Genomic DNA, 24,993 nt, shown 5'->3' with positions numbered 1-24,993 from the left:
CCCCCCCCCCCCCCCCCCCCCGCCCCCCTTTTTCATAGGCGTAACGGGAAAGTCCCGCTTCGTTTATTTCCCGGCGGCGCGCAGGGAGATGAACCGCAGGGTGTCCCGCAGGACCGGCTCGCTCTTCACGTCGATATAGAGCCATTTGCCGCCCATCGAGACCTTCGTGTTCCGGAAGAGCTCCTGCGTGTAGGGGTCGCAGGCGATGACCAGCAGCTCCGCCTCGGGCAGGACCCGTTCCCCGACCACCACCATGCAGGAGAAATACCCCTCGTTCGGATAGAGGGTGCAGAGCGCCCGGCCGCCCTTTTTGTATTTGACGTTCCAGCCCGGCGCCATTGAGCAGCAGCTGTACTCGATCCTGGGGGCGGCGCCGTAGGTTTCCTCAACCGTGCGGCAGAGGGCCCCCCAGAGCGGGCTTCCCACGCAGGCGTCGATCTCCTCCGCCGAGGGGGCGCGGTCCTTGGGATAGGTGTCCTTCCATGCCATAGACGGTTCCTCCATTTTCATTGCGGCGCGGACGCGCCTGTTTCCTTTGTCCTCAGGACCGTGACCGCCGCATAGTGCAGGATTTCAAAGCGCGGCGGCGCGATCCGTTCGAGCAGCGCGAGGTGTTCCCGGTCAAAGCGCGCGATCTCCTCCGCGGGCAGGGAGGCCCCGATCCCCCGGCAGGCCTTCATCCGTCCGTTCCACCCCTCCCGGGTGAAGGGCACCCGCAGGTCGAAGACCTCCTGCCGCTCTATCTCGAAACCGGCTTCGTAGGCGTCCGGCACGGCGATCGGATGCCGGGTCTCGCCGCCGCCGGTCCAGCCGGGGTTGTACCTTTGCACGAGCTCCTCGCTCTTCGCGGCGATCGGGTCCTCGCCGGGCAGCCACGCCATATAGAGCGCCGCGAGCCGCCCCGGGCGCTTCAGGATCCGGCTGAGCCGCGGGGCGAGCAGGGCGTGGTCGAAGTAAAAGAAGCACTGGCAGGCCGTCACCACGTCGAAGCTGCCGTCCGGAAAGTCGGTCTCCTCCGCCGGGAGGCACCGGAAGGCGATCTCCAAGCCCGCCTCCTCCGCCAGCCGCCGGGCCTGCGCGATCTGTTCCTCCGAGATATCGGTCCCCACGAAGGAGGCGCCGTAGCGGCAGAGGTTCCTGGGCAGCACCCCCGTCCCGGTCCCGAGGTCCAGGACGGCCTGCCCCTTGGTGCAGAGCCCCATGTCGAGCAGCCGCCGGTAAAATTCGGGCGGGTAGATGTCCCGGTATTTCGCATAGTCGGCGGAGGCGCGCCCCCAGTCGAACGCGCGGCCGTGGTCGATGTTCCGGTTTGTGTTCATGACGGCTCCTTTCAGAAGGACGCGCCGCGCGCGGGCTTTCTCCCATTATAACCGATTGCCTCCCGCCGGGCAAGCTTGGACGCGGAGCGTGCGGGAAAATGGTAAATTTTGTAAATGTGTGCCGGGGAAGGTGGGTAGTTTGCCCAAGTTTGAAAAGAAAGATTTGTCTCAAGTGATGATTCGTAAAAAACATCTTGACTTCCCAAACGAACAAATTTATAATACGGATTGGGAACGTTCCCTAAAAACTTTGGAAATGAAGGGGTGGTTATGGAGTTTTCAATACTGGATATTGCCCAAAAGGCCGGGGTCTCCAAAAGCACCATTTCCAGAGTGATCAACGGAGGCTCGGTGAGCCCCAAAACCCGGAAGATCGTGGAGGACACCATGCGGGAGATGGGGTATTCCCCCAACTACATGGCCAGGGGCCTGCGGGGCGTACATAACACGGTGGTGGGCATCCTCTCGCTGGGCAGCAGCATGTTCAGCCACCCCTCCATATCCCGGCGCATCGCCGGCATCCTGGACACACTGGGGGAAAACGACTGCGACCTGCTCATCGTCCACGATCTGCTCCAGCATAGTCCGGCCCCCGGGTATGTGCCCAAGTATGTGCGCTATCTGCGGGATCAGAGGATCCAGGGACTGATCACCCTGGGCTGGGACGACCTGCCGGAGGTACAGCAGGCCGCCAACCAGTTTCGCAACGTGGTGTACGGCGGTGAGCGGCTGCAGATGAACCGCGGCTTTCGGGTCTACCACGGAAACTACTACTACAGCTGCGATCTCTATCATCTCCTGGTGATGAACGGCCACCGGCGGATTCTGACGACCGTGGGCTTCGAGCCGCAGGACGAGCAGTTCCGCAGGGCCCGGATGCGCGCGTGGGAGAGCACCTGCCTTCAGGCGGGCATCCCCTACGACGAGGACTCCTTTTACCGGTCGCCGATGGAGCGGACGCTCACGGAGGAGTACCTGAGCGGCCTCTACCGGGCGTTCCGGAAGGGGAAATACACCGCGCTCTTCGCCGACGAGATGAGCCACGCGACCGCAATCCTGCTCTATTTCCGGGAGAAGGGGCTGCGGTGCCCGGAGGACTATTCGATCGTCACGATCAAGCGGGACGACGCCGAGGAACGGTTCATCACCTCCGTCTTTGTATCCGACTACGACTACGGCGTACTCATCACCAGGCTGATGCTGGAGGTGATCCGGAACGAGGAACTGGAGTACCGGGACGTGATGATGTCCTACTCGATGGAAATGCGCAAATCGGTGGGTAGGAACGCTGCCCACCCGTGAGTTTCTGACAGATTTGAAGTGTGTTGCGGCCGAATTTGAGGAATGGCCGCGCCGCAAAACGGGAACGTTCCCGTTTTGCAATCGGGAGGAGTAGAAGTGAGCACTACCTTTTTTGTTGCAGCCATGGCAATTTACATGGTGGCGATGGTCGTCATCGGCATCGTGCTGCGGGGGCAGGCCACAAAGTCGATCGCGGACTTCGGCCTCGCGGCAAACCGCTTTGGCTCTACGGTCATCGCGGCGGTCAGCATCGGGGCGTGGGTGGGGAGCGCCGGCCTCATCGGTCTGTGTGCCTCCAGCTACACGGGGGGCGTGGTCAGCTGGTGGAGCTACGCCAGCCTCTACCTCGTCACCCTGCCCTGGATCTATTTTTTCGCCAGCCGTCTGAAGGCGCTGAAGCTCTTCACCATCGCGGAGTTCTACCAAATGCGCTTTTCCGGCTACGACGGGGCCATCCAATACCCCGTGGGCATAGGATTCTCCCTGAAATACTGCATGATGATGGGGTTACAGTTCAACGCCCTGGCGTTCCTGTTCACCACCTTCCTGGGGTGGTCCCATCTGCGCGGGGTGCTGGTATCGGCGGTCATCATCCTGTTCTACACGGCGATCTCCGGCTTCCTCAGCGTCATGGTCACCAACTTCATCCAGTCGATCTTCCAGACGCTCTGTCCCTTTTTGGCCCTCGGCTTCGTGCTCTTCAGCCTGGGGGGATGGCAGCCGGTGGCGCAGTACTACCAGGCGGCCGGGCAGCCGGAGGCGCTCTCCCTCTTCCAGGGCTTCGGCTGGGTGAAGGAGCTGATCTACTACTGCATTACGATGGGCCTGCTGGTCATCGTGGGTAACCAGGACGACCTGCAGCGGGTGGCCTCGGCCAAAAACGTGAAATCCGCGAAGCGCGGCCTCTATCTGGGGACCTTCCTCGTACTCCCCATTCTGGCGATCCCCTGCTATGTGGGCGCCGCGGCCAAGGTGCTGCTCGGGCCGGGCGTGGAGCCCAACATGGTGTTTTACACCCTCATGATGAAGGCGGGACCCATGGTGGGGCTCCTGCTGCTCTACGGCGTGCTCTCCACGATCATGTCCTGCGCCTCCTCCACCCTTTTCGCCGGGGGGATGATCATCTCGAAGGATCTGATCCAGCATGCCATGAAATCGAGGGGGAAACAGATCAGCGACAAGGACGACATCTTCCTGAGCCGCGTGGGAATCCTCCTCTGCACCGTCTTCAGCATCGGCCTCTCCCTCTGGTTCCAGGGGATCATGGAGCTGATGGACGTGGTGATGTCCATCTGCGCGGCCGCGCTGGTGATTCCCTACCTGTTCGCCTGGTTCAGCAAGAAGATGAACACCGAGGGCGCGATCACCGGGATGGTCGCGGGAGGGCTGGCGGCCCTCGTCTGGACCATCCTCGGCAGACCCCACGGGCTCGATGCCATCTGGATCGGCCTGCCCTGCTGCCTGGCCGGGTGCCTGGTCGGGCAGAGGTTCGGCAAGGCGCCCACGCAGGCGGAGATAGACGCCACCTACTATTTCCAGGAGAAATTCCGCAGCCTCCGCCGCGCGGAAAAGGCCGGGTCCTGACCCGCGTCCGGGGCCGGTGTGTGGAAGGAATTTGTTTCGCCTCAAATTGGGAACGTTCCCGATCGTTACAATGTTTTTAAGGAAAAAAGGAGGGTATTTATGGGACAGACGTCCAATAAGAAGTTTCATTACGCGTTTTTAGTGGTCCTGGTCTACGCCATCGCGCTGCCGGCGGTATTCCTGTTCAGCAACGCCTTCGGCCTGTACATGGTGCCGATCACCGAGGAGCTGGGGATTTCGCGCGGGGCCTATTCCCTGACGCAGTCCTTCAACGAGATCGTGTCGGCGGTGCTTTATTTCCTCTATGCAAGGATCGAAAAAAAGTTTAAAATTCGATATATCATCACCGCGGGCGCGCTGTCCGGGGCGATCGCGGCGCTCCTGTACGCGATCTCCGGCAACCTGCCGATGATCTTCCTGGCCTCCGCGGCCTCCGGCTTCATCTGGCCGCTGTTCAGCCAGGTCAGCGTGGGCAACATCGTCAACAACTGGTTCGCGCGCAAGGGCGCCACCATCATCAGTGCGATGTTCACCTTCAGCAACCTGTGCGCCTTCTTCACCTCGAAGCTGGTCGCCTCCTGGATCGAAAACGACGGCTGGCGCAGTTCAATGCTCTACACCATGTGGCTGATCCTCGCGGTGACGATCCTGGTCTTCCTCGTCATCCGCGACCGCCCATCCGACAAAAAGCTCCAGCCGTGGGGGATCAAGGGCAAGTCCGGGGAGGAAGCCCGGAAGCAGGAGGACGCGTCCGTGCTTCCCGGCGCGGAATTCAAGTCCGCCCTGCGCAGCCCCAAGCTCTACTGCGCCTATTTCTGGACCTTTATCACCGGCCTCATCGTCTACCCGGTGGTCTACGCGGTACCGGCGCATCTGAGCACGGTCGGGTTCGATACGGTGTTTTCGGGCGACGTGGTCGGCCTGTTCAGCATCGGCTCGGTGGTCTTCCTGCTGCCTCTCGGGTGGGCAATGGACCGCTGGGGCGTGCGGATCGGCACCACCCTCTGCGTGGGCGGCTACCTGCTCGCCATCGCCTCACTGCTCGTCATCACGCCGTCGATGTCCTTCCTGGGGCCGGTCATCGGGCTTTCCATGGGGCTGGGGATCATCCTCTTCACCGTGCTGCCCGTCTTCATGCGCGAGGTGTTCGGCTTCAAAGAGTACTCCAAGTCCATGAGCTACTCGGTGGTCTTCCGGACGATCGGCAGCACCCTCGGCTTCCCGCTGCTCAACTTCACCTATGACATCGTGGGCTCCTACAACACCGTCTTCGCCATCTTCGGCGGATTTTCGGCGGTCCTGCTGGTCCTCGGCCTCGTCGCCACCAGCAAGAAGAACCCCCTGTGGGTGGAGACCCGCCCCGGTTTCCAGGGATACGTGGGAGAGGCCCAAACGGCGGAGCAGGCGTAAAGCGCCCGCGCGCCCGTCACATTACAATATCAGGAGGTAAACAGCTATGAAAGAATACACCAAAATCCTTGCGGACTACGCCGCCGGGCTGAAATACGAGGAACTGCCCGCGGACGTCGTGGAGCAGGCCAAGAAGATCATCCTGCACACCATCGCCGTCAGCATCGCCAGCAGCAACATGAGCCCCACCGTGAACGCGGCCGCCGTTGCGGCGGCCCGCCGCAGCGGCCCGGACGCCACCATCTGGGGCGCCAAGGGCGTGCGGGTCAGTCCCTCCGACGCGGTGTATGCCAACGGCACCGCCGCCGACGTGCTCGACTGGGAGGACTGCACCTGGACCGGCCACGCCTCGGCGGGGGCGATCCCGGCCTCCTTTGCCTACGGCGAGCAGAAGCATGCCGGCGGCAGGGAAGTGATCACCGCCATCGTAGCGGCCTACGAGGTCTACCAGCGGATCGCCATGGCGGTCCAGCCCGACTTCGACACCTACCTCGCCCAGGGACGGGGCTGGGGGCTGGTGAACTGGCAGATCTTCGCGTCCGCCGTCGCGGCGGGCAAGATGCTGGGCCTGGACGCCGCCCAGATGGCCGCCTGCATCTCGCTGGCCGCCTATCAGGCGCCCACCCTCATGGGCAAGGACGGCGACGGGGACATCTACCACTACGCCCACGGCATCGCGGGCAGGAGTGGCGCGGAGAGCGCGGAGATCACCCGGCAGGGCTTTGAATATTACGCCGACGGGCTGGAAGGGGACACCGGCTACTGGCTCTACGTCTCCAACAAGTGCGACTGGGACTGGATGGACAGAGAGCTGGGCAAGACCTTCTACATCAACGAGACGCTGCTGAAGCACTGGCCCGCCAACGTCTGGGTCCAGGCGCCGCTGGACGGGCTGGACAACATCTGCACCCGGGAAAAGCTGACGCTCGCGGACATCGCCAAGGTGCGGGTCTCCCCGATCATCGATATCTACAGCGCCGAGAACCCGCTGCCCATGGGTCTCATCCAGGCGGAGTACAGCCTGCCCTACTGCTTTGCCTGCTACCTCACCGGAAAAAAGCCGTCGGAGGACTGGTACAGCCTCGAGAGCCGCTCCAGTAAGGAACTCAACGAGCTCTCCGGAATTGTGGAATACTTCGGCCCTCAGGCCAACCGCCTGCACATGTTCGAGATCTTCTGGCAGGGCACCTTCCCCGAAACCACGGTGGAGGTGGTTTGCAGGGACGGACGGGTCTTCAGCGAGACGCTGCGCGGACCCAAGGGACATCCCCGCAACAACTTCACGATGGCGGAGGAGAAGGAATTCTTTATTGCCCGGACGGCGGAGTTTATCGGCGCGGAAAACGCGGCGAAATTCGCCGACGGCGTCGAGAAGCTCGAAGACTGCGCGGACCTCAACGACCTGACCGCCCTGCTGGCCGGGAAATAAACCATTTACATCCGGATGCCCCCTGCACAGGGGGCATCCGTTCCGTCATGGGGGAATCACGATGAAGGAAACGGAACTGCTTCAAAAAGCCCGGGAATTCCTGCGGGAAAACCGGGAGGCCATCGTCGCGGACATCGGGGCGCTGGTGGACATCCCCAGCGTGCAGGGGAGCCCCGCACCGGGTGCGCCTTTCGGGGAGGGACCCCGCCGGGCACTGGACCGCGCTCTGGAGATCGCCGCCCGGATGGGCTTTGAGCCCCACAGCCACGAGGACTACATGGGCTGGTTCGACCTGCCCGGAGAGCGGGAGGCGCACATCGCCACCATCGCCCATCTGGACGTGGTGCCCGCCGGGGAGGGCTGGACGTTCGAGCCCTTCCGGATGGAGCGGCGGGGGGACTGGCTGATCGGCAGGGGGACGGACGACGACAAGGGTCCGCTGGTCTACTGCATGTATCTGGCCAAATTCTTCCGGGAGAGCGGGATCAAACTTCGCTACACCCTGCGGACGCTGATGGGCTGCAACGAGGAGACCGGCATGGGGGACGTGGGCCCCTATCTGGCGGCCCAGCCCCAGCCCCTCTTCTGCCTCTCCTCCGACGCGCTGTTCCCGGTCTGCAACGGCGAAAAGGGGCTCTTCCAGGGGGAGTTCGTCTCCCCGAAGCTCGAAGGGAACGTGGTGGATATCCAGGCGGGGGAGGCCAGCAACATGATTCCCGAGCGGGCGGTCTGCCTGGTAAAATTCCGGGGCCGCCTGCCTTTGGGCCGCGAGGGGATCGAGGCGGCGACGGAGGACGGCCTCCTGCGAATCACCGCTCATGGGGTGGGGGCCCACAGCGCCATGCCGGAGCGGGGGAAAAACGCGATCGGTCTGCTGGTGGACTTTCTGCTGACCGAAGGTCTGACGGACGAGGACGAACGCCCCTTCTTTGAACTGCTGCACCGGCTGCACCTGTCCCCCTATGGGCAGGGGCTGGGCGTCGACTGTAAGGACGATGCGCTGGGCGCCCTGACCTGCGTGGGCGGGGTGATCCGGATGCGGGACGGCGTCATCCGGCAGAACATCAACATCCGCTATCCCGCCGCCGTCACCGGCCCGGGGCTGGCGGAACGCCTGGAGGCCGCGGCGGGCGCGGCGGGGTCCGCGTTTTCCCTGATCGACTACTCGGAGCCCTTCTTCATCCCGGAGGAGGACCCGGTGATCCGGCTGCTGCTGGACGCGCACAGGGAGGTCACCGGCAGCGCCGCCCCCGCCTACGCCTGGGGCGGCGGCACCTACGCCCGGTGCTTCCGGCGGGCGGCGAGCTTCGGCCCGGGACTGGCGGGGGAGGAAATCAAGCCGGACTTTGTGGGCGACTGCCACGGCCCCGACGAGGGGACCAGCCTGTCCACCCTGGACGAGAGCTTCCTCGTCTACGCGCTGGCGGTCCTGCGGATGCAGGGACTGGAGCCGGAAGAGCTGGGCGGCTGAAGAAGCCTGCCCGAAGCGGATCGGAAAAGGCGGCCAGCCGAAGACTGGCCGCCTTTTTGTATAAGGCCGCGTTGGGGTAAAGAAAAAGGATCTTGTAAAGATCCTCGTGTACGGGCAATAGGCCGTAACGGGACGATGGGATTTTACCAATAAGGGAGAAGGGACGGTCCCATCCGCCCGGCCGGTAACAAAGGGAAGGGGCCGCTCATAGGATGAAACCAGCAAAGGGGGCGCATAGTTGTGCAATTTGGCGCTGACTCTCACAATCCATACGAGGCGGGAAAAATCATTGTTGCCATCCATCGCGATTCCGATTTACCAAACGCGTCCGGGGATGCGGCCGGCCGGGTTTTAAACGAACTTGCGTATGAAAAAGCGGAGTACATATTTCGTTCAAACGGGACGGACGGCGAGGACGGCGGGTTGGATCTGATCCTGGTCCATCTGAACAGCAGGGATGGAGCCGCGGTGGACGACGCGGTCGAACGGCTGTCGGCCAATCCTCATGTCGCGTATGCGGAGCCGGACTATCTGGAAGACCTTCACTTGATTCCCGACGACCCGCTGAACAGCCGGCTGTGGGGGCTGCAAAGCATTCACGCGCCCGCGGCATGGAACTATACGACGGGAAGCGATCAAGTCGCGGTCGGCGTGATAGACACCGGCATAGACCATACGCATCCGGACATCCGGGCAAACATGTGGGCTTCACCGGACGGGCAGCTGGAGAACGGGTGGAATTTCGCCGGCAACGATCGCTATTCCATGGACTTGAACGGACACGGCACCCATGTCGCGGGTACCGTAGGCGCCGTGGGGAACAACGGGATCGGCATTGCCGGGGTATGCTGGAAAGTAAAGACAGTCTCCATGAAATTCGGCCTTGACGTCGCGTCAGCCATTGCGGCGATCTATTTTGCGAATCAATTTGAGATCCCCATCCTCAACGCCAGCTGGGGCGGCCGGTCCTATTCGCGCGCATTGAAAGATGCGATCGACCGGTACGGCGGATTGTTTATTGCATCGGCGGGGAATTCCGGCACAAATAACGACGCCGTACCCATCTATCCCGCCTCCTACACGAGCGGCAACATCCTATCCGTCGCGTCCATAGACCCGTATCACACCCTGGCGCGGTTTTCAAATTATGGATTTGAAAGCGTGGATATCGCCGCGCCCGGAACCGGTATTCTCAGCCTGGACCTGCAGGGCGGGTATACGCCCAAGAACGGCACTTCGATGTCCGCGCCGCATGTCGCCGGCGCGGCGGCCTTGCTGAAGGCGTATATGCCCGCCTTATCTGCCTCGACGATCAAAAACATCATCCTATCCAGCGCGGTGAAAATCCCCGGCTTGGCCGGGAAGGTCCTGACCGGCGGCGCGCTGGATGTGAACGCCATGTTTGAACTGGCTAACCACCTGTAAAACAGAACCGGTGAAAGAACGGCGGACGGCCTCCTTCCGAAGGCTGAAACGCGGCTTCCAGCAAGCGGCAATGAATAAAACCGCTTTTTAAGAAGTTCGCCTCCGGCGGCAGGCCGAACGGCATCTGCCGCTTTCCCCTTTGGAGGCGACAGGAGGTTTTTAGAGCCGGAGGCGGAAAATCGGACGTCAGTATGAAAAAAACCGAAGGCAAAGCCTTCGGTTTTTTGGCGCGCCCGAGGGGATTCGAACCTCCGACCTACCGCTTAGGAGGCGGTCGCTCTATCCGACTGAGCTACGGGCGCATAACACCATAATATTATAATGCGGGGGGATATTTTTGTCAACCGAACGCGGGGGGCCGGATTCGGCGTTTTCGCAGAAAAATCCAAAACCCACTTTTAAAGACCCATAAAAAGTGATATATTAATAACTGTATATGCTGGTGCTGTGCACCGGGCGCGGCAGGCCCGCGGGCACGCGGGCGGCCGGCGCGACTCAGGCGCGGATTCGGCGCCGCAAAAGAGAGGAATGGAAAAACGGATGATTCGCGAAAAATCCTGCGGGGCGCTTGTCTACCGCAAAAAACAGGATAAGGTGGAGCTCCTGCTCATCAAGCACCGCAACGGCGGGCACTGGTCCTTCCCCAAGGGGCATGTGGAATCGGGGGAAAACGAGTACCAGACCGCGCTGCGGGAGATCAAGGAGGAGACGGGGCTGGACGTCAACCTGCGGGACGGCTTCCGGCAGAGCGTCGAGTATTTCCCCAAGCCGCACGTCAAAAAGCAGGTGGTCTACTTTCTCGGCTATCCGGGCGGGGACGACACCGTCAAGCGGCAGGAGGAGGAAATCAGCGAGTACCAGTGGTGCCTGCTGGACGACGCGGACGGGATGGTCACCTTCCGCAACGACAAAAACCTCATCAACGAGGCCAAGCGGTTTTTGGCAAAGGACCGGGAGCACTAAACGGGCGCGTCGGCTTTTCCGAATGATTACGAAAGCGCAGGCGAACTGATTTGGATCGACAACCTATCCGGAGGAGCTGGCTCTTCTCCTTCCCCACGCGCACGATCACGCTGAGCTTTGCCGCGGTCATCCTCGTGGGGACGCTGCTGCTGATGCTCCCCGTGTCCAGCCGTGCGGGCGCCTTCACCCCCTTTCTCGACTGCCTGTTCACGGCGACCTCCTCGACCTGCGTGACCGGGCTGGTCGTGCACGACACCTACGCCTACTGGTCCGCCTTCGGGCAGTGCGTCATCCTCGCGCTCATCCAGATCGGCGGCCTGGGACTCGTGACGCTGACCACCTTCTTCAACATCGCGATCGGCCGCAAGCTCGGCCTGCGCGGGATGCACCTCGCGCAGGAATCGGTCGCGTCCACCGGCCCGGACATTAACCAGCTCATGAAGGTGGTCATGATCACCGCGCTGACCGTCGAGACGGCGGGCGCGCTCCTGCTGGCGACCGTGTTCGTGCCCGAGTTCGGGGCGGAGGGCATCTTCATCTCGGTGTTCACCTCCGTCTCCGCCTTCTGCAACGCCGGGTTCGACATTTTCGGGCGGGCGGAACCGTATGTATCGCTGACCGGCTACGTGGGCAACCCGATCGTCGTCGGCACGGTGGGGCTGCTCATCATTGTGGGCGGCATCGGCTTCATCGTCATCCACGACCTGCTCCAGTACCGGCGCACCAAAAAGCTGCTGCTCCACACCCGCATCGTCATCGTCTCCACCGTTTCCCTCATCCTGGTGGGGATGGCGTTTACCGCCGTCTGCGAGTGGAACAACCCCTTCACCCTGGGAGGACTTTCCGGAACGGGGGAGCGGCTCGGCGCGGCGTGGTTCCACTCGGTGAGCTGCCGCACGGCGGGCTTCAACGTCTTCCCCCTCGAGCCGATGCACGACATCACCAAGATCCTCTCCTCGCTGCTCATGTTTGTCGGCGCGGCGCCCGGCTCGACGGGCGGCGGCATCAAGTGCACGACCTTCGCGGTCATCTTTATGACCGTCTATAGCGTCGTGCGCGGCGACGAGGACACCGTCATCTTCCGCCGCAAGGTGGAGAAGAGCGCGGTCTATAAATCGCTGGCCGTCATGATCCTGGGGATTCTCGCGGTCACGATCACCGCCGCCTGCATCGTCGCCACGATGAGCGGCACCCACGCGGTCACCGGCGTGGACGCGCTTTTCGAGAGCGTCTCCGCATTCGCGACGGTCGGGCTTTCGGCGGGCATCTCGGCGGTCGCCAGCACCCTGTCGCGCATCCTGCTCATCTTCGAGATGTATATCGGGCGCCTCGGGCCGGTGACCTTCTTCCTCGCGCTGGCCATGCGCCCCACCGCCAACCGCAAGGAAATTCTGCCGGTCGGGAAGATCCAGATCGGCTGAGGGCGTTGTTGCATGAAAAATTGCCGTTCTGACGAACGGCAATTTCCGCCGATGGGCATTTACCGCATCATATACTCCACGCTGTCCAGCACGGTGCCGAGGGTCTTGATCGCCTTGGTCGCGTTCTGCTTGAGCTTTTTGCCGGGGTTCTTTTTGTGGTTCATCATATAAGCCGCGGTACCCGCCGCCATTGCCACCGCCACGCCGGTCACCGCTGTCGCCGCCGTTTTGTTCATAGGATTGCACCTCCGTAAATTTAGTTGGTTCCGCGGAACGCACCCGATGCGTCCCATACTGACAGTATGCCCTGCGCGTGGCGGAGCGATTACGCAAACTTTCTGGAAACGGCTATCCGAGGAAATGAATTCCAATTTTGAGAGGTGAATGTTATGACGGACCGTCCGCCGCGCGTCGCGGCCATCCACGGGCTGGCCGGCTTCGGCCGGAGCTCGCTCGCCGTCGTGACCCCCACGCTCTCCGCGATGGGGATCCAGGTCTGCCCGGTGCCGACGGCGGTCCTCTCCACCCACACGGGCGGGCTGGGCGAGGTGGAATACCGCGACCTGACCGACTATATCCGCCCCTGCTTCGAACATTACCAGCGGCTGGAGCTCGGGTTCGAGGGGATCTATTCCGGCTTTCTCTCCAACCCCTCGCAGGCGGACGACGTGGCCGCGTTCATCGCGGCGTGGCCGGACGCGCTGGCCGTCGTCGACCCGGTGATGGGGGATCACGGCAAGCCCTACCGCACCTGCACCCCCGCGCTGATGGAGCGGATGCGCAGCCTCGTGCGCAGCGCGGCGGTCATCACCCCCAACCCGACCGAGGCGGCCATCCTGCTCGGCGAGCCCTACCGTCCCGAGCCCCTCGCGCGCCAGCCGCTCAAAAGCATGCTCGCGCGGCTGGGAGAGCTCGGCCCGCGCCACGTGGTGATCACCGGCGTGGAACTGGCATCGGGGGAGTGCGCGGCCGTGGGCTACGACCGCGGGCGCAACGCCTTCTGGTACGTGGAATATGAATATGTCCCGGCGGCCTATCCCGGCACGGGAGATATCTTCGCAAGCGTGCTCACCGGCGCGATGCTCAGGGGGGACAGCTTCCCGATCGCGATGGCGCGCGCGACCCGGTTCGTCGAGCTGGCGATCAAGACGACCTTCAGCTATGGGACCGACACGCGCTACGGCGTCATGTTCGAGCGGTGCCTCGGCTGGCTGACCCACGACGAGATCCTCAAGGGCTACAAGCCGCTTTAAACATTGAAAAGCCCCCGGCTCCATGAGCCGGGGGCTTTTTATTCGGATTCAGAAGGGCAGATCGTTCCCGCCGCCCCAGCTGGTTTCGTGGTAGGCGCGTTCCACGGCGCGGCGGTAGATGGAATACCCCGCCGTGACGCAGCATACCAGAACGGCAAGCGCGACCGGGACCACCAGCCACAGCAGGGAAAGAAAGCGTTTGTCGTTGCGATCCATCGGGATTCCCCTCCATGCGCGCGAGGCGCCGAAATTTTCACCAGCTACTATGATACCGCAAAATGGGAAAACCGTCAACCGGAACAGGCGGCCCGAAAAAACAAATAACACTGCCACCGGAGGTGACAGTGTCACAGAGAAAAGGCTGCATGGAGCCGCTTATTTGGCGGCGGCGAGCTTCTTCATAAGCGCGGACTTCCTGTGCGCGGCGGCGTTCTTGTGCAGGATGTTCTTCGAAGCGGCCTGGTCGACCTTCTTGATCGCGACGCGGATCGCGTCGGCAGAATCGGCGGCACCGGCGGCAACCGCAGCATCCGCCTTCTTCAGCACGGTTTTGAGGTTGGTCTTGACCGCTTTATTCTCAAGCGCCTTCTTCTGGGCAACGAGCACTCTTTTTTTCGCAGATTTGATATTCGGCATGGTTCACACCTCCTTGTCCGCTGGATATCATCAGACAGTACAAGTTATGATAGCATCTTTTTTGAAAAAATGCAATACCCCGCAAGAAATTTTTCCTGCAAAAAAGAGGGGCGGCGCACCGCGCCGCCCCTCTTTTTTAGCGAAAGACCAGATATTGATAGGTGACGCCAGCCTCGTTGAGGGCGGCGACCCGTCCGGAGACGGGTGTTGCCGAACTGAGCACCGAAAACCCCGTCTCGGTGACCAGCGCGGCCTGTGAAGAACCGCCGCCGGCGAGAAAGGCCGCCCGGAGGGCGACGGTGGTCTGGTCGACCGGCTGGAAGGGGTTTTCACCGGCGGCGAAGACGATTCCGAAGGCGGGGGAGAACCCGAGGGAAATTTCCTGCATGGGCTGTCCGTCCCCCTCGTAGCTGCCGAGCACCGGGACGGCTCCCGTCCACGCCGCGCGTTCCTGCGCGGAGACGTGCGCGGCACCGTCGGCCGTGTGGGCGTGGAGCGCCCCGTCGATCTTTTGGTTGTCCGCGTTGAAGTCGGCCATCTTGGGCCGGTCGGTGCCGCTCCACTGGTTGAGCTGCAGATGTTCCGTGCTGTTGGTGCTTGCCATTGCTTCACTTCCTTTTTCAGGTTGGCGTGCCCCGGCCGGGGGGCGCGGGGGCGAAAAACGGCGGGCATGCCGCCCGCCTCCCGCACGGCAAAGCCGCGCGGGGCAGCCGCCTGCGGCGGCTGGTTTTTCGCCCGGTCAGCGGGCCTCCGGGAGCTGCCCGGCGTCGATCTCCGCCCAGGCCAGGTCCTTTTCATCGAGTTGCGCGGCGGTGAGGCCGGACGCGTCCAGCCGTTCCCACGAGAGGCTGCCGAAGTTGTCCGCCGCGCCGACACCCACGGGCAGCAGCGCCGCGAGCAACCGGAGGAGCGCCGCGTTGTCCGGAATGAGCCCGCCCGCGCCCAACCCCTCCGCGAGGACGCGGTTCTGTCCGTCCTGTTCGCGCAGGGAGAGGTCCGCGCCGAGCGCGCGAAAGTGGGATTCGAGCGCCCCGGGCGTGCAGCCCGGGCCGCGCGCCAGCGCGGCGGAAGCCTCCCACAGCGCGGAAAGCTCCATGCCGGCGGGGACGCGAAAGCCGCAGAGGGCGCAGAGGCGCTCGAGCTGCGCGCGGTCCGCGCGCGGGGAAAAGAAGGACGCCTCACAGCGCTCAAGCGCGGGGGAGAGCAGCGCGAACGCCGCTTCGTAGGCCGAAAGCTCACGGAAGACGGATCCGCCGGGTCTCAGGTCATAGAGGCCGGTCGCGGCCGTCCGGGGAAAGAGCCCCATCGCTTACCCTCCCATCCGCGTGACGGAGAGTTCCCCCGCCCGCAGCACCTGCGCCGGGCCGGCCGCCAGGTCGGCGGCGGGCAGCAGGACGCGGCAGTTGGTCACCTCTTCGCGGTCCATTGCGAGCGCGCAGAGGCGCGCCACGGGCAGCCCCGCGCCGACCGGCATACGGTCGAGCGTCTCCCGGACACGGCCGAGCAGGGCCTCCCGCACCTCGGAAAAGCATTCCGTCGGGGCTTCGATCTCAATGGAGACGCCGGCGGCGACCGCCTCGGCGCTTTCGACCGTGACCGTGTCGCACGGGGCGCGCATCCCGCCGAGCGCCTCCGACAGACCGGCAAGCACCGCCTCCGGGACGGCCGGCGCTCCGTCCGCCGCCGCATAGACGGTGAGGGAACCGGGACGTTCTCCCGCGCATACGGCCGCGCTTCCGATACCCGGCCACGCCTCGGCTGCCGCGCGGTAGCTTTCGCCGTTCACGCCGTTCGCGGGGCGGGCCCAGGCGGCGAGCAGGCGGCGGCGCAGCGAATCGTCCCCCTCCGCGTCCGTCCCGCCGGCAAAGGGCGCGCCGTTCTCCACCGCCGCGACTCCCGCCACGAGGCGGCGCGGCAGCGTGACGCTGCCCGCGGCGGCGTTGCCGCCGCGGCCCGCCAGGGCGGCCCGCGCCGCCAGCGTGGCGGACGTCTCCCCCGCGGGGATGCTTCCCGCGTCCGTGGTGAGATACACCCGCCCGTCCGGGGCCGCGCACGCGGTCCCCGCCGGGATCGGAACCTCCCCGGCCGTTCCCGGCGCGCGGGTAAAGGTGAGTTCCCCGGCGGCGTGCGCGGCGGGCCTGCGGGAAATCCCCCGCAGCGCGGCGAGGGCGTCGAGCGCCTCGCCCTTCGCGGTCAGCGGGTCGGACTGCCGCGCGGCCTCGTCGAGCCGCGCGGAAAAGTCCGCGAGCTCGCCCGCCAGCGCGTGAAAGCGCAGCGCGATGTCCGACGCCTCGTCGGGGACGAAGCCGGAAAGCGCGCTGTAACGCGCGGTCATCGCGCGGTAAAACTCCTGTTCGTTCATATGTCCACCTCCAGTTGATAGTCCCGCCCCGCCAGCGCGAGGGTGACCCGCACCGTCAGCCGCCGCGCGCCGGGTTCCCACGCGCATTCCGCCGCGCGGACCTCGAACTGCGGCAGGGGGGCGAGCGCCAGGCGCGCGTCGGCGAGCGCCCGCGCGTCGCGGGCTCCGGCGGGGCCGTCCGCGCCGAGGCGGTGCAGCGTGCTGCCGAAGGCGGGATCGTGGGGCAGGCTTCCCCGCCTCACCGCGAGCCGGATGGCGGCGCGCTGCAAAAGCTCCCGTTCGCCGCCGACCATGACGGGGCTTCCGAGAGAATCGCAGAGGTGTCCGCCGTCAATGAGCAAAGCGTCCATCATACGCCCTCCTTTTCCTACAGGTAGCCGCGGTCGACGAGCATGAGTTCGGTCGACGCGCCGGAGGAAGCGAGCCGGTGCCGCACCTGGTGCACCAGCAGCCCCTCAAAGGTCTCATATCCGCCCGACACGGACGCGGTGTCGCAGACCGAGATATCGAGCAGTCCGGGGCAGGTGACGGTGACCACCCGCTTGCCGAGCATTGAACGGCGGATGCGCAGCATCGCGTCGATCTGGCCGCCGGTGGGGGTCAGCGTGTACTCGACCGACGGAATGAGGTACCGCTTGCGCACGAGCCCGAGCGCGGAGGCCTCGGGGTTGTTGTAGGCGTAGCTGTACGCGCCGTCGTCGTCGCGGATGACGAACCGGGTGATGGGGGAGTAGCGGTTGTCGGTGATCTTGAGGCATGTGTACCGCTGGGCCCCCGCGTCCCGGTTGGAGATCCGATGGAAGCTTCCCTCTCCGGGATTCATCTTGCAGACGACCCGTCCCGCGTCGTCGATGCGGGCGATCCCCTGGCTCCCGTTGCGAAAGAAGTTGGAAAGCGCCTCCCATTCGCTCGTCCCCTTCAAAATCTGGTACTGGTTGAAGAAGACGTCGAAGTCGGTGATCAGTGTGGAGAAGCCGTAGGGCCGGATGTGCTCGTCGAAGAGCTCGGTGAGGGAAAGCCCGGTGGTATAGGTCTGCGGCAGGGCCTCGTTGTCGAGCAGCACCGCGCCGATGCTGCGTGCAATCAGCTTGAGCCGCCGCCCGTCCGCGTCCTCGGTGACCGCCGCCTCGTCGGGCCTGCCGGAAAAGAGCGTCCGCCCGCCGATTTTCACCTCGACGGAGCGCAGGTCTCCGCAGGCGCGCGCGCAGGGGAAAATCCCCTCGAACGAGTGCGCGGGCGAGTCGAGCGATTTGACGATTTCCCATTCGAGCGGCGCGGGCAGCAAAACGGCGTTATCCGCCGAATCCTTCACCGTGCAGGACCATTCGCCGGTCAGCTCGGTCATGCGCCCACCCCTCTCTGTGCGGCGCGCTCGACGAATTCGAGCATGTAGGTAAGCACCCGCCCGTCCCCCTGCGCCGTGTAGGCGAAGCGGGAGACGGCGGCCTCAAAGCTGCCGCCCGCGGGCAGGTAGAGGAGGGCGAACCCGCCGCCCGTGCAGGCCGCGGAGATTTCCGCAAGCTTTGCCGCCGCGCCCTCGGGCGTGGGGGCGAAGACCTCCCCCTCGCACCTTGCGACGCGGCAGCGGGGGCCGAGCTCCTGCACCGCCGCGCCGCAGCCGGGGAAGACCTGCGGCGCGAGGGTCCCGGTATAGCTCAGTTCGATCCGCCTGGGATTGTGCGGGAAGACGAACTCCCCATACTGCATCCTGCTCATGAGAAGTCCTCCATTTCGTTGGTGATCGGGTGCGGGTAGCGCCGGGCCTGGGTTTTGAGGCGGTCGTTGAGCTGCCCGAGCAGGCCTCCCTCCCCCTCGCCGGAAACCCGCCACCCCACCGGGGCGGGGGAGGCGTCCTCAAACCCCGCGGCCTCATAGTCCGGCAGGGCGGGCGTGTAGGCGGCCTGCCCGGTGGAGAGCCCGTCCCCCACCGGCCGCGCGGTGTCCAGATAGCGGTCCCACACCATGGGAACGTCCATTTTGGCGGGGTAGTTGACCGCCGCGCGGGATTTCGTGTAGTCGGAATAGACCTTGAGGTTTTCGGCCAGCTCGGCGTCGAGGTTCAGCATGGAAATTCCTCCTCCGAAAAGCTCTCATTGAAGGAATATTCCTCCCGGTCGAAGCCGTCCTCCTCCGCCCCGCCGAAGGGCAGGTCCCCCTGCGCCCAGTAGAGGCGGCAGAGCCCGGCGATCTGCCCGAGGGTGTACCGGCGCAGCGCCCCCGCGGGGGTGCGCAGCCGGTCGGGCCCGTCAAGCGTCTGCCAGAGCAGCACGCAGTTGTAGGCGAGCGCGTAGGCCTCCTCGCCGCCCAGCCCCCGCTTTCCGAGCCGGGGCATCATCGCGCAGGCACGCTGGCGGTGGGAAAGGCGCTGGGCGGCGTTCTGCCTGCAAAAATGGACGCCGCGCCCCTCAAAGGGGACGGTGAAATGTTCCGCCGCGCCGCGCCTCATGACCGCACCTCCATGCGCGAACGCGCCACGAGGGTGAGGCTCTCATAGACGAGGTCGCCCAGCGGGGCGTCCTCGCCGATCGCCGACCACTGGCACCCGGAATAGATGATCTTGCCGTCGGGCCGCACGATGACGACGTTGAAGTCCTCGAGGGAAAAGAAGTCCACGTCGGAGGCGGGGGAGACGACCACCCGCACAAGTTCGAGCACGTGGCGGATGCGCCCGCCCACGGTGCCCACCGGCTCCGCCGAACCGAACGCCTCGACATAGCGGCTCTCGCGGGTGGATTTGGCCTTGTAGCTCTGGGCGGTGGCCAGGCGGCGGCCGTCCACCTCGATGTAGATGTCCTTGCTTGTCGGGAAACTGATAAATGCCATTTTGTCCTCCTTCCGCTCTAAACCACGATGTCGGCCGCGATCACGATCTGGTTGATCTCGGGCGCGACCCGCAGCGACAGCGTCGCCACGCAGACGGACGCGTCGTCCGGGTGGGCGGCGACCCGGGGCGGCCGGTAGCTGTCGATCACGCCGAGCGCGCGCTCCCGCTCGAGCTCGACGGTGATCTGCGACGCGATGCTCTCCCGCGTGACGGCGTTGTTTTTGAGCCCGCGCAGCCGCGCGCGGACGGCGCGGCGCACCGCGCCGACCACCTCGTCCACCGCGAGCACGGTGGAGAGGGCGGAAAAGGTGTTGTCGGGCAGCCCGTTCACCGTACGGCTCGTGGTGAGGGCGCGCACGCACCGCACCTCGCCGCCGCACCGCTCAAAGGGGGTGACGCCCGCGCGCAGCAATTCTTCCGTTTCAGCGGCGGTAAGCCCGCCGTCGAAGGGGATGTCGAGCGGGACCGCGAGGCCGGAAAGGCTGCCCGCGTTCGCGGCGGCCAGGGCCGCCGCGAACGCCGCCGCGGTGCGCGCGGTGTTCGTCCCCCCGTCGCACAGGACGGCGACGCGGCGGTTGTCGGCCGCGGCGGCGGTTTCGCGGGCCGCTTCGGTCCCCGAAACCGCGAGCAGTCCCACCCGCTCCCTTCCCGCCGCGCAGCAGGCGTCCACATGCGCGCAGAGCGCCTCGGCGCCCCCGTCGCATACCACCGCGAAGAGATTTTCCTCGGTTTCCAGCGCGGCGAGCGCGGCGGCGTAGTCCTCGCCGGCCGCGGCGGCGTAAACCGGGACGACGCCCGCGGCAAGCAGCGTCTGCGCCATGCCGTAGAGGACGCTCTCCGTGCCGAACGCCGCGGCGTCGGCCAGCGTGTAGAGCTCGGCCACGCCGGCCCCGGAATAACCGGCGCCCGCCCGCGCGGCGACGGCGACGCCCCGCCCGGCGGGACAGCCGCCCGCATAAGGCCGCACGCTCGTATGGATAAAGACCCCGGGCCGCATGGAATCAGGTCGTTTGATCATAGGGTCACACTTCCTTTGCCTTGATGATGATGTCGGTGAATCCTTCGCCCTCCGCGTCCTCATTCGGAAGGAGCAGCCCCGCGAGGACCGCCTCTGCGGTCAGCACGAGACAGCCGGTCTCCCGGTCGAACGCGGCGTCCCCGCAGTGGATTTCCACCGCGCCAAACGCATTCTTCTGGAAAAAGAGCGCGCCACACAGCCGGTCGAAGAGGCCGTGGCAGCCGGGATTTCCGCCGGGCGGGCAGAGAATGTCGAACCGCAGGGTGAGCTTCACCCGTCCCCCCGGCGCGGCGGCGCGCTCGACGCCGGAAATCCCGACCGCGACGCAGGCCTGCCGTGTCGGGACTCCCTTGTAACCGCCCGGGAACTCTTCCCGGACGGCGATCCCTTCGAGAAGCGGGCTCTCCCGCAGGTAGGCGGCCATCTCCGCACGCAGGCCGGTCAGCGGATCAGTCATGCTTCAGATTCCTCCCTTACCAGCCGCGCCGCCGCCCAGCGGAACGCAGGATCGCCGCCGCAGTAAAAATCATGGCAGAGCAGGATCTCATAGCGTTCGCCCCCCACCGTGAGGATGGAACCCTCCCGCACCCGCTCGCCGCCGCCCGAAAGCGGCCCGTAGTAGATGAACTGCCGCGGGTCGATTTTCCCGAACCGCGACTGAATGTTCTGCGTGCGCGCCTGCGTGTCGTAGGCGCGCGGCTGCACGCAGGCGAAGAAGCGGAAGACCGCCCCGTCCTGCTCGAGCGCCGCCTCCCGGCCGCACTGCCTGATGGCGGCCGTCACCGCCCCGGCGATGCTCATGCCTCCACCTGCCTGAAGGACGCGCATCCGCAGTCCAGAAGACCGGCGGCCCCTGCGAGCAGCTCGTCGCGCAGCAGCCGCGTCCCCTCGAGGCCGTCCTCCGCCGGGGAGAGGGAAATATCCCCCACCCGGATGCTCTGCGCGCTCTGCCGGGAGAGCGCGTACTGGTAGCAGGCCTCCCCGGCGGCGGCGAGCAGCAGCCGCTCGTCCGCCGCGTCCGCGCCCGGCAGCAGACGTTCGGCCAGGTGCGCTGCCGCTGCCGCGCAGAGCGGCTTCCAGCCCTCCGCCCCGTCCGCCTCCAGCCCCGCCAGCCGCACAAATCGGCTGAAAATGGCTTCCGTATCCATAAAACGCCTCCTTTACACGGCGGGAGAACACATTTCCCCCGCACCCCCATTGCGCGGCGGAAAACCGGCCGCCTCCGGCGTCCGGCCGTCCGGGGCTTCGCCCCGCCCGGCTGCGCGGGCCCGTTTCCCCGGGCCCGCGCGTTTTCCGCCGCTTTGCCGCGCGCCCTCCGGCGCGCTTTTTGCGTCTCGCCTTACGCGGTCTTGAGCGTCAGGACCTTCACCGCGTCGGGGAAGATCTTGGCGAACCCGCTGGTCGAGGTGACGGCGGCGCGTTCAAGCTGGGTGTTGATGAGCTTGTCGTAATCGACGGTGATGTCGCCGGCGGTGACCATCTCAAGCGCAAAGTTCTTGTCGAGCGCGACGATGGTGCCGGCGGGCACGGCGGCGCAGCGGATGACATTCGCGCCGAGCGGGGTGCCGATCATGCCGCTGCCGGTGAAGTTGAGTCCGGCGACGGGATCACGCAGCTCGGTGAGGACAAGAAGCTTCTGCATCATGTCGGGGGAGGCGATCAGCGTGTTCATCTGGAAGTCGCTGAACCTACCCCACAGGGCGAGCAGATCGTCGTAGGAGAGCTTGCCGGCCTCGGCGGTCTTGACGACCTCGGCGGCGTTGCCGTTGGCGTCGTCGGGCGCGTCGCCGTTGATCAGCACGTTCACCGCGTCGGCGAGCTGGGCCTTGGTGATGTAGGCGCCGATCTGCTTCAGGGTGATCGAGAAGAGGTCGATGCGCTGGAACTTGACCGCCTCATAGGAGGCGACGAGCATACGCCCCCGCTTGGTGAGCCGGACGAGATTGTCCTTGAGCTTGATGACCGTCTCGGGGATGGCCGCGCCCTCGGCGACGACCGAAGCGGATACGTCGTGCCCGTCGGCGGTGGCGATGGTGCGGTAGTCGAGCGAGTTGATGACCGTTTTGGACGCGATGATGCTCTGGATCACCGCGCTCTCATCCATGCCCTGCAGGACGGCGCGCGCCACATATTCGGGGAAGAGGGCGGCGGAATCGCTCGTGCCGAAGAACTTGGCGATCGTATCGCTCTTGGGACCGCTCACCCTGATGTCGAACCGCTTGAGCTGGCGCTGAAAGGCGTCGAGCCCGGCCAGCTCGGTGCCGGCGTAGGCGGCGGAGGGATCGAGCTTTTCGAGCTGGTCGGAAAAGGGGACCCCCGCCTTGTACATCGTCTTGTCGAGCCGGATATTCTGGTAGTTTGCCATATGCTTCATCCTTCCTGTCAAATACAAAATGCGCCGTTGTCGGACAGCTTTTCCGGTTTCCCGCCGAGCTGCAAAAAGGCGGGGGCCTTCCCCGCGAACCCCTTGCAGAAGGCGTCGAGCTGTCCTTCGTCCATGCCCGCGGCGGCGGATTCGGCGGCGGCCGCGTCAAGCGCGGGCAGCGCGAAGGCCGCCAGCCGCACGAACTCCTTCCGCTTTTCCATAAGCCGCGCCCGTCCGGCCTCGGCGAGCGCGCCGAGCTCCCGGAGCTGCTTTGCCAGCGCAAGCGCCTGCGCGTGGCCGAGCGTTACCCCGCCGCCCCCCTCGAGCGATTTGACGAGATCCTCCCCGGCGGTATGCGCGCCCTTGGTGACCCCGGCCCGCTTCTGGGCGGGGACCGCGACAAACGACCATTCGTAGGCGTCGGTGGGGTTTCGAAGTTCGTGCCAGCAGAGCGCGTCGCCGTATTCCTGTCCCGCCTCGTGGGAGCAGGGCCTTTCCCGCACGTCCGCTCCGCAGATCGAGCATTCCGCCCGTTCGACGGCGCAGCCGACGCTGACCTCCTTTTTGATGCCCGCGTCGATCTCGAGGATGAGATCGGCGTTCTTGTCGCACCGAACCATGTAGGCCCACGCGCGTAGCGCGGCGTAGGGCTCCCCGGCGGCGGTCAGACGGCCCTGGTCGGTCTCCACGGCGGTCTCGAAGATGCGTGCGGTCTGGTTTTCCCCGCGCGGGTTGTGGTCAAAGATGCCCGTCTTTCCCACAAAGAGCGCCGCCAGCTTTTCGAGCGACGCGGCGGGGAACCGCTCGTAGTCGCGGTCGACCTCGTTGTCGCAGAGCAGGAGCGAAAAGACATAGACCTCTTCCACGGAGAGCTCCCGCCGGGAAAAGCGGTTGATTTTGGCGAGCTGTTCCCCCGTCGCGGGGGTATCCGCCGCCTTTTGGATGACTGCCTGTTTCATCGGTTCTCCTCCGTCCGCTCCAGTTCCCGCGCGAGCTTGTCGGCCTGCAAATTCTGCAGGCGTGCGTTGGCAAGCTCCAGCTCGTCCTGGAGGTTGATGTTGTCCCATGCGATGTCCACGCCGCAGGCGTAGCCCCGCAGGCGCAGAAAGACCGTGCAGATGCGGATGAGTACGGGGGTGAGCAGGCGGCGGTAGCTCTCCAGCTCGGAGGTGAGGATATCCGCCTGCTGCGCGCTCATCCGTTCGGTGGTCGACCAGTTGAGGCCGAGCAGGAAGGGCGGCACGCCGAGCTTGGCGACGATCTGCTCGAGCATCTGCCGGACCGGCACCTCGGTGCCGATCATCTGGTTGTCCGCGCCGATCACCTTGATGTCCACGTCCCCCACGGCGACGAAATCCTTGATCGCCCCCTGCTTGACCGAATCCATCGCGTCGGCCCATTCGCGTGCGATGTTCCCCGCGATCTCCCTGGCGCACGCCCGGTCGACCGCGTTGGCGCCGGGACGGTAGGTCACGGCGTAGCGCAGGTTGGCGATCCGCTCGAAGTTCTGCCCGATCGACGCGTAGATCTTCATCAGCACGTCGGACACGAAGGGCAGCCCGGCGAGCAGCGAGGTGCCGAACAGCTCCCCGGCCGCGGGGTTCAGCGCCGAAAAGACGATGAGCTCGGGCCAGGGGACGGGAACGGGGGCGAGCCCGTCCTTCGCGGCGCACACCTGCACGCCGAAGGGCGAACCCGCGTCCCGGAACGCGATGTTGCGCAGCGGCGCATTATAGAGCCCGGCGACGGATTTCCCGTCCGCCGCGACCACGATTTCACCGACCGCGTTTCCATAGGTGAGCAGGCTGTCTAGATAGCAGCGCACGAAGCTCTCCATGCCCCACGAGACCGCGCCGACCGGCACTCCGCGAAAAAACGCCTCCAGCTCGGCCTGCGCCGCGCGGTTGGAACAGACGGGCGCGCACCCGCCGACTAGCCGCCCGATCTTGTCGATCGCCGCGTCGATCACCGGGATGGCGCGCCGCAGCCCGTCATAGACCGCGCAGTCGGGCGTGGCCAGCGGCAGCAGGCCGTCCCAGCCCCGGCAGGGCTCGCGGGCGGTCTGTACGCTGACCGCCGCCTCCCCCCGCCGGAAAAAATCCCTGATTTTCAAATTGATCCTCCCCTCGGGGCGGGGGCAAACCAGATGTTTTAACCGCCGCCCACCCTGTGTTCCCCCGCCCAACCCAGGCGGAGGCAGCCCCCCCCGGC

At 65.3% G+C, this 24,993-nt stretch carries 30 protein-coding genes and 1 tRNA gene; 9 read left to right on the top strand and 22 right to left on the bottom strand.

Translation table 11 applies throughout. The features are described 5' to 3' along the window. Positions 1-63 precede the first annotated feature (63 nt). Both RCI06_RS03735 and RCI06_RS03730 read right to left on the bottom strand, forming a co-directional pair. Positions 64-489, bottom strand: a complete 426-nt coding sequence (locus tag RCI06_RS03735; protein ID WP_121587162.1) for a DUF3788 domain-containing protein — start codon at positions 487-489, stop codon at positions 64-66. A 17-nt stretch (positions 490-506) separates the two neighbouring features. Next, positions 507-1,319: a class I SAM-dependent methyltransferase gene (locus RCI06_RS03730; RefSeq protein WP_256152269.1), complete on the bottom strand. Its 813-nt coding sequence runs from the start codon at positions 1,317-1,319 to the stop codon at positions 507-509. Between the two features lie 270 nt (positions 1,320-1,589). On the opposite strand from RCI06_RS03730, the gene RCI06_RS03725 reads away from it, so the two are divergent. The 6 genes from RCI06_RS03725 (at position 1,590) to RCI06_RS03700 (ending at position 9,940) form a co-directional block, all read left to right on the top strand. After that, on the top strand, positions 1,590-2,621 hold the full coding sequence (locus RCI06_RS03725) for a LacI family DNA-binding transcriptional regulator (RefSeq protein WP_101548422.1): 1,032 nt from the start codon (positions 1,590-1,592) through the stop codon (positions 2,619-2,621). Between the two features lie 96 nt (positions 2,622-2,717). Continuing rightward, on the top strand, positions 2,718-4,205 hold the full coding sequence (locus tag RCI06_RS03720) for a sodium:solute symporter (protein WP_306574365.1): 1,488 nt from the start codon (positions 2,718-2,720) through the stop codon (positions 4,203-4,205). A gap of 99 nt (positions 4,206-4,304) precedes the next feature. Next, a complete protein-coding gene (locus RCI06_RS03715; RefSeq protein ID WP_306574363.1) occupies positions 4,305-5,615 on the top strand; it encodes an MFS transporter in 1,311 nt (436 codons plus the stop codon). Between the two features lie 46 nt (positions 5,616-5,661). Then, on the top strand, positions 5,662-7,044 hold the full coding sequence (locus RCI06_RS03710; RefSeq protein WP_101548428.1) for an MmgE/PrpD family protein: 1,383 nt from the start codon (positions 5,662-5,664) through the stop codon (positions 7,042-7,044). A 61-nt stretch (positions 7,045-7,105) separates the two neighbouring features. After that, positions 7,106-8,515 carry a Sapep family Mn(2+)-dependent dipeptidase gene (locus tag RCI06_RS03705; RefSeq protein WP_306574359.1) on the top strand — a complete coding sequence of 470 codons (1,410 nt, stop codon included), beginning with the start codon at positions 7,106-7,108 and terminating at the stop codon, positions 8,513-8,515. 240 nt (positions 8,516-8,755) lie between these two features. Beyond that, positions 8,756-9,940: a S8 family peptidase gene (locus RCI06_RS03700; protein WP_306574357.1), complete on the top strand. Its 1,185-nt coding sequence runs from the start codon at positions 8,756-8,758 to the stop codon at positions 9,938-9,940. 225 nt (positions 9,941-10,165) lie between these two features. On the opposite strand, the gene RCI06_RS03695 is transcribed toward RCI06_RS03700, so the two are convergent. Then, positions 10,166-10,242 (bottom strand) — tRNA-Arg (locus tag RCI06_RS03695). Between the two features lie 238 nt (positions 10,243-10,480). Here RCI06_RS03695 and RCI06_RS03690 point away from each other — a divergent pair. Continuing rightward, on the top strand, positions 10,481-10,903 hold the full coding sequence (locus tag RCI06_RS03690) for a bis(5'-nucleosyl)-tetraphosphatase (RefSeq protein WP_121587185.1): 423 nt from the start codon (positions 10,481-10,483) through the stop codon (positions 10,901-10,903). A gap of 50 nt (positions 10,904-10,953) precedes the next feature. Further along, positions 10,954-12,324, top strand: coding sequence for a TrkH family potassium uptake protein (locus RCI06_RS03685; RefSeq protein ID WP_243107458.1), 1,371 nt, complete (start codon positions 10,954-10,956; stop codon positions 12,322-12,324). Positions 12,325-12,383: 59 nt separating this feature from the next. On the opposite strand, the gene RCI06_RS03680 is transcribed toward RCI06_RS03685, so the two are convergent. Further along, positions 12,384-12,560, bottom strand: a complete 177-nt coding sequence (locus RCI06_RS03680) for a hypothetical protein (protein ID WP_158595661.1) — start codon at positions 12,558-12,560, stop codon at positions 12,384-12,386. A gap of 153 nt (positions 12,561-12,713) precedes the next feature. On the opposite strand from RCI06_RS03680, the gene RCI06_RS03675 reads away from it, so the two are divergent. Continuing rightward, a complete protein-coding gene (locus RCI06_RS03675; protein WP_288234750.1) occupies positions 12,714-13,577 on the top strand; it encodes a pyridoxamine kinase in 864 nt (287 codons plus the stop codon). A gap of 48 nt (positions 13,578-13,625) precedes the next feature. Here RCI06_RS03675 and RCI06_RS03670 read toward each other — a convergent pair whose 3' ends face one another. The 18 genes from RCI06_RS03670 to RCI06_RS03585 all read right to left on the bottom strand — a co-directional run bounded on the left by RCI06_RS03670 (position 13,626) and on the right by RCI06_RS03585 (position 24,895). Further along, positions 13,626-13,793 carry a hypothetical protein gene (locus RCI06_RS03670; protein WP_158595660.1) on the bottom strand — a complete coding sequence of 56 codons (168 nt, stop codon included), beginning with the start codon at positions 13,791-13,793 and terminating at the stop codon, positions 13,626-13,628. A gap of 159 nt (positions 13,794-13,952) precedes the next feature. Next, on the bottom strand, positions 13,953-14,213 hold the full coding sequence (gene rpsT, locus RCI06_RS03665) for a 30S ribosomal protein S20 (protein WP_101548436.1): 261 nt from the start codon (positions 14,211-14,213) through the stop codon (positions 13,953-13,955). Between the two features lie 136 nt (positions 14,214-14,349). Further along, positions 14,350-14,817, bottom strand: a complete 468-nt coding sequence (locus RCI06_RS03660; RefSeq protein ID WP_101548438.1) for a hypothetical protein — start codon at positions 14,815-14,817, stop codon at positions 14,350-14,352. A gap of 135 nt (positions 14,818-14,952) precedes the next feature. Next, complete coding sequence (locus RCI06_RS03655) at positions 14,953-15,519, bottom strand: hypothetical protein (protein WP_306574352.1); 567 nt, start codon at positions 15,517-15,519, stop codon at positions 14,953-14,955. A gap of 3 nt (positions 15,520-15,522) precedes the next feature. Beyond that, positions 15,523-16,575: a baseplate J/gp47 family protein gene (locus RCI06_RS03650; RefSeq protein WP_306574350.1), complete on the bottom strand. Its 1,053-nt coding sequence runs from the start codon at positions 16,573-16,575 to the stop codon at positions 15,523-15,525. After that, a complete protein-coding gene (locus RCI06_RS03645) occupies positions 16,572-16,925 on the bottom strand; it encodes a hypothetical protein (RefSeq protein WP_101548444.1) in 354 nt (117 codons plus the stop codon). Before RCI06_RS03645 ends, RCI06_RS03650 begins: the two co-directional genes overlap by 4 nt. 17 nt (positions 16,926-16,942) lie before the next feature. Continuing rightward, the gene (locus RCI06_RS03640) at positions 16,943-17,920 is read right to left on the bottom strand and encodes a hypothetical protein (protein WP_306574347.1); all 978 of its coding nucleotides are present in this window, start codon (positions 17,918-17,920) and stop codon (positions 16,943-16,945) included. Next, entirely contained in the window at positions 17,917-18,291 is a 375-nt protein-coding gene (locus RCI06_RS03635) for a hypothetical protein (protein WP_306574344.1), read from the bottom strand. The genes RCI06_RS03640 and RCI06_RS03635 overlap by 4 nt, the downstream gene beginning before the upstream one ends. Continuing rightward, on the bottom strand, positions 18,288-18,641 hold the full coding sequence (locus RCI06_RS03630) for a hypothetical protein (RefSeq protein WP_121587147.1): 354 nt from the start codon (positions 18,639-18,641) through the stop codon (positions 18,288-18,290). Before RCI06_RS03630 ends, RCI06_RS03635 begins: the two co-directional genes overlap by 4 nt. Then, positions 18,635-19,021, bottom strand: coding sequence for a hypothetical protein (locus RCI06_RS03625; RefSeq protein WP_306574341.1), 387 nt, complete (start codon positions 19,019-19,021; stop codon positions 18,635-18,637). The genes RCI06_RS03630 and RCI06_RS03625 overlap by 7 nt, the downstream gene beginning before the upstream one ends. After that, positions 19,018-19,398, bottom strand: a complete 381-nt coding sequence (locus tag RCI06_RS03620) for a hypothetical protein (protein WP_101548452.1) — start codon at positions 19,396-19,398, stop codon at positions 19,018-19,020. Before RCI06_RS03620 ends, RCI06_RS03625 begins: the two co-directional genes overlap by 4 nt. Positions 19,399-19,415: 17 nt before the next feature. Further along, positions 19,416-20,417, bottom strand: a complete 1,002-nt coding sequence (locus RCI06_RS03615; RefSeq protein WP_306574338.1) for a phage tail sheath subtilisin-like domain-containing protein — start codon at positions 20,415-20,417, stop codon at positions 19,416-19,418. A gap of 4 nt (positions 20,418-20,421) precedes the next feature. After that, a complete protein-coding gene (locus tag RCI06_RS03610) occupies positions 20,422-20,874 on the bottom strand; it encodes a hypothetical protein (RefSeq protein ID WP_306574335.1) in 453 nt (150 codons plus the stop codon). Continuing rightward, positions 20,871-21,218, bottom strand: coding sequence for a hypothetical protein (locus RCI06_RS03605; RefSeq protein ID WP_276873826.1), 348 nt, complete (start codon positions 21,216-21,218; stop codon positions 20,871-20,873). The genes RCI06_RS03610 and RCI06_RS03605 overlap by 4 nt, the downstream gene beginning before the upstream one ends. Continuing rightward, the gene (locus tag RCI06_RS03600; protein WP_306574331.1) at positions 21,215-21,565 is read right to left on the bottom strand and encodes a hypothetical protein; all 351 of its coding nucleotides are present in this window, start codon (positions 21,563-21,565) and stop codon (positions 21,215-21,217) included. Before RCI06_RS03600 ends, RCI06_RS03605 begins: the two co-directional genes overlap by 4 nt. A 191-nt stretch (positions 21,566-21,756) precedes the next feature. Then, positions 21,757-22,782, bottom strand: coding sequence for a phage major capsid protein (locus RCI06_RS03595; protein ID WP_306574329.1), 1,026 nt, complete (start codon positions 22,780-22,782; stop codon positions 21,757-21,759). Positions 22,783-22,799: 17 nt separating this feature from the next. Continuing rightward, on the bottom strand, positions 22,800-23,741 hold the full coding sequence (locus RCI06_RS03590; protein ID WP_306574326.1) for a hypothetical protein: 942 nt from the start codon (positions 23,739-23,741) through the stop codon (positions 22,800-22,802). After that, complete coding sequence (locus RCI06_RS03585; protein ID WP_306574324.1) at positions 23,738-24,895, bottom strand: serine/threonine protein phosphatase; 1,158 nt, start codon at positions 24,893-24,895, stop codon at positions 23,738-23,740. The genes RCI06_RS03590 and RCI06_RS03585 overlap by 4 nt, the downstream gene beginning before the upstream one ends. Positions 24,896-24,993: the final 98 nt, after the last annotated feature.

The sequence above is a fragment of the Anaerotruncus massiliensis (ex Togo et al. 2026) genome (assembly GCF_030825285.1).
Lineage (GTDB): Bacteria > Bacillota > Clostridia > Oscillospirales > Ruminococcaceae > Anaerotruncus > Anaerotruncus massiliensis.
This window is presented reverse-complemented; position numbering and strand designations above follow the sequence as displayed.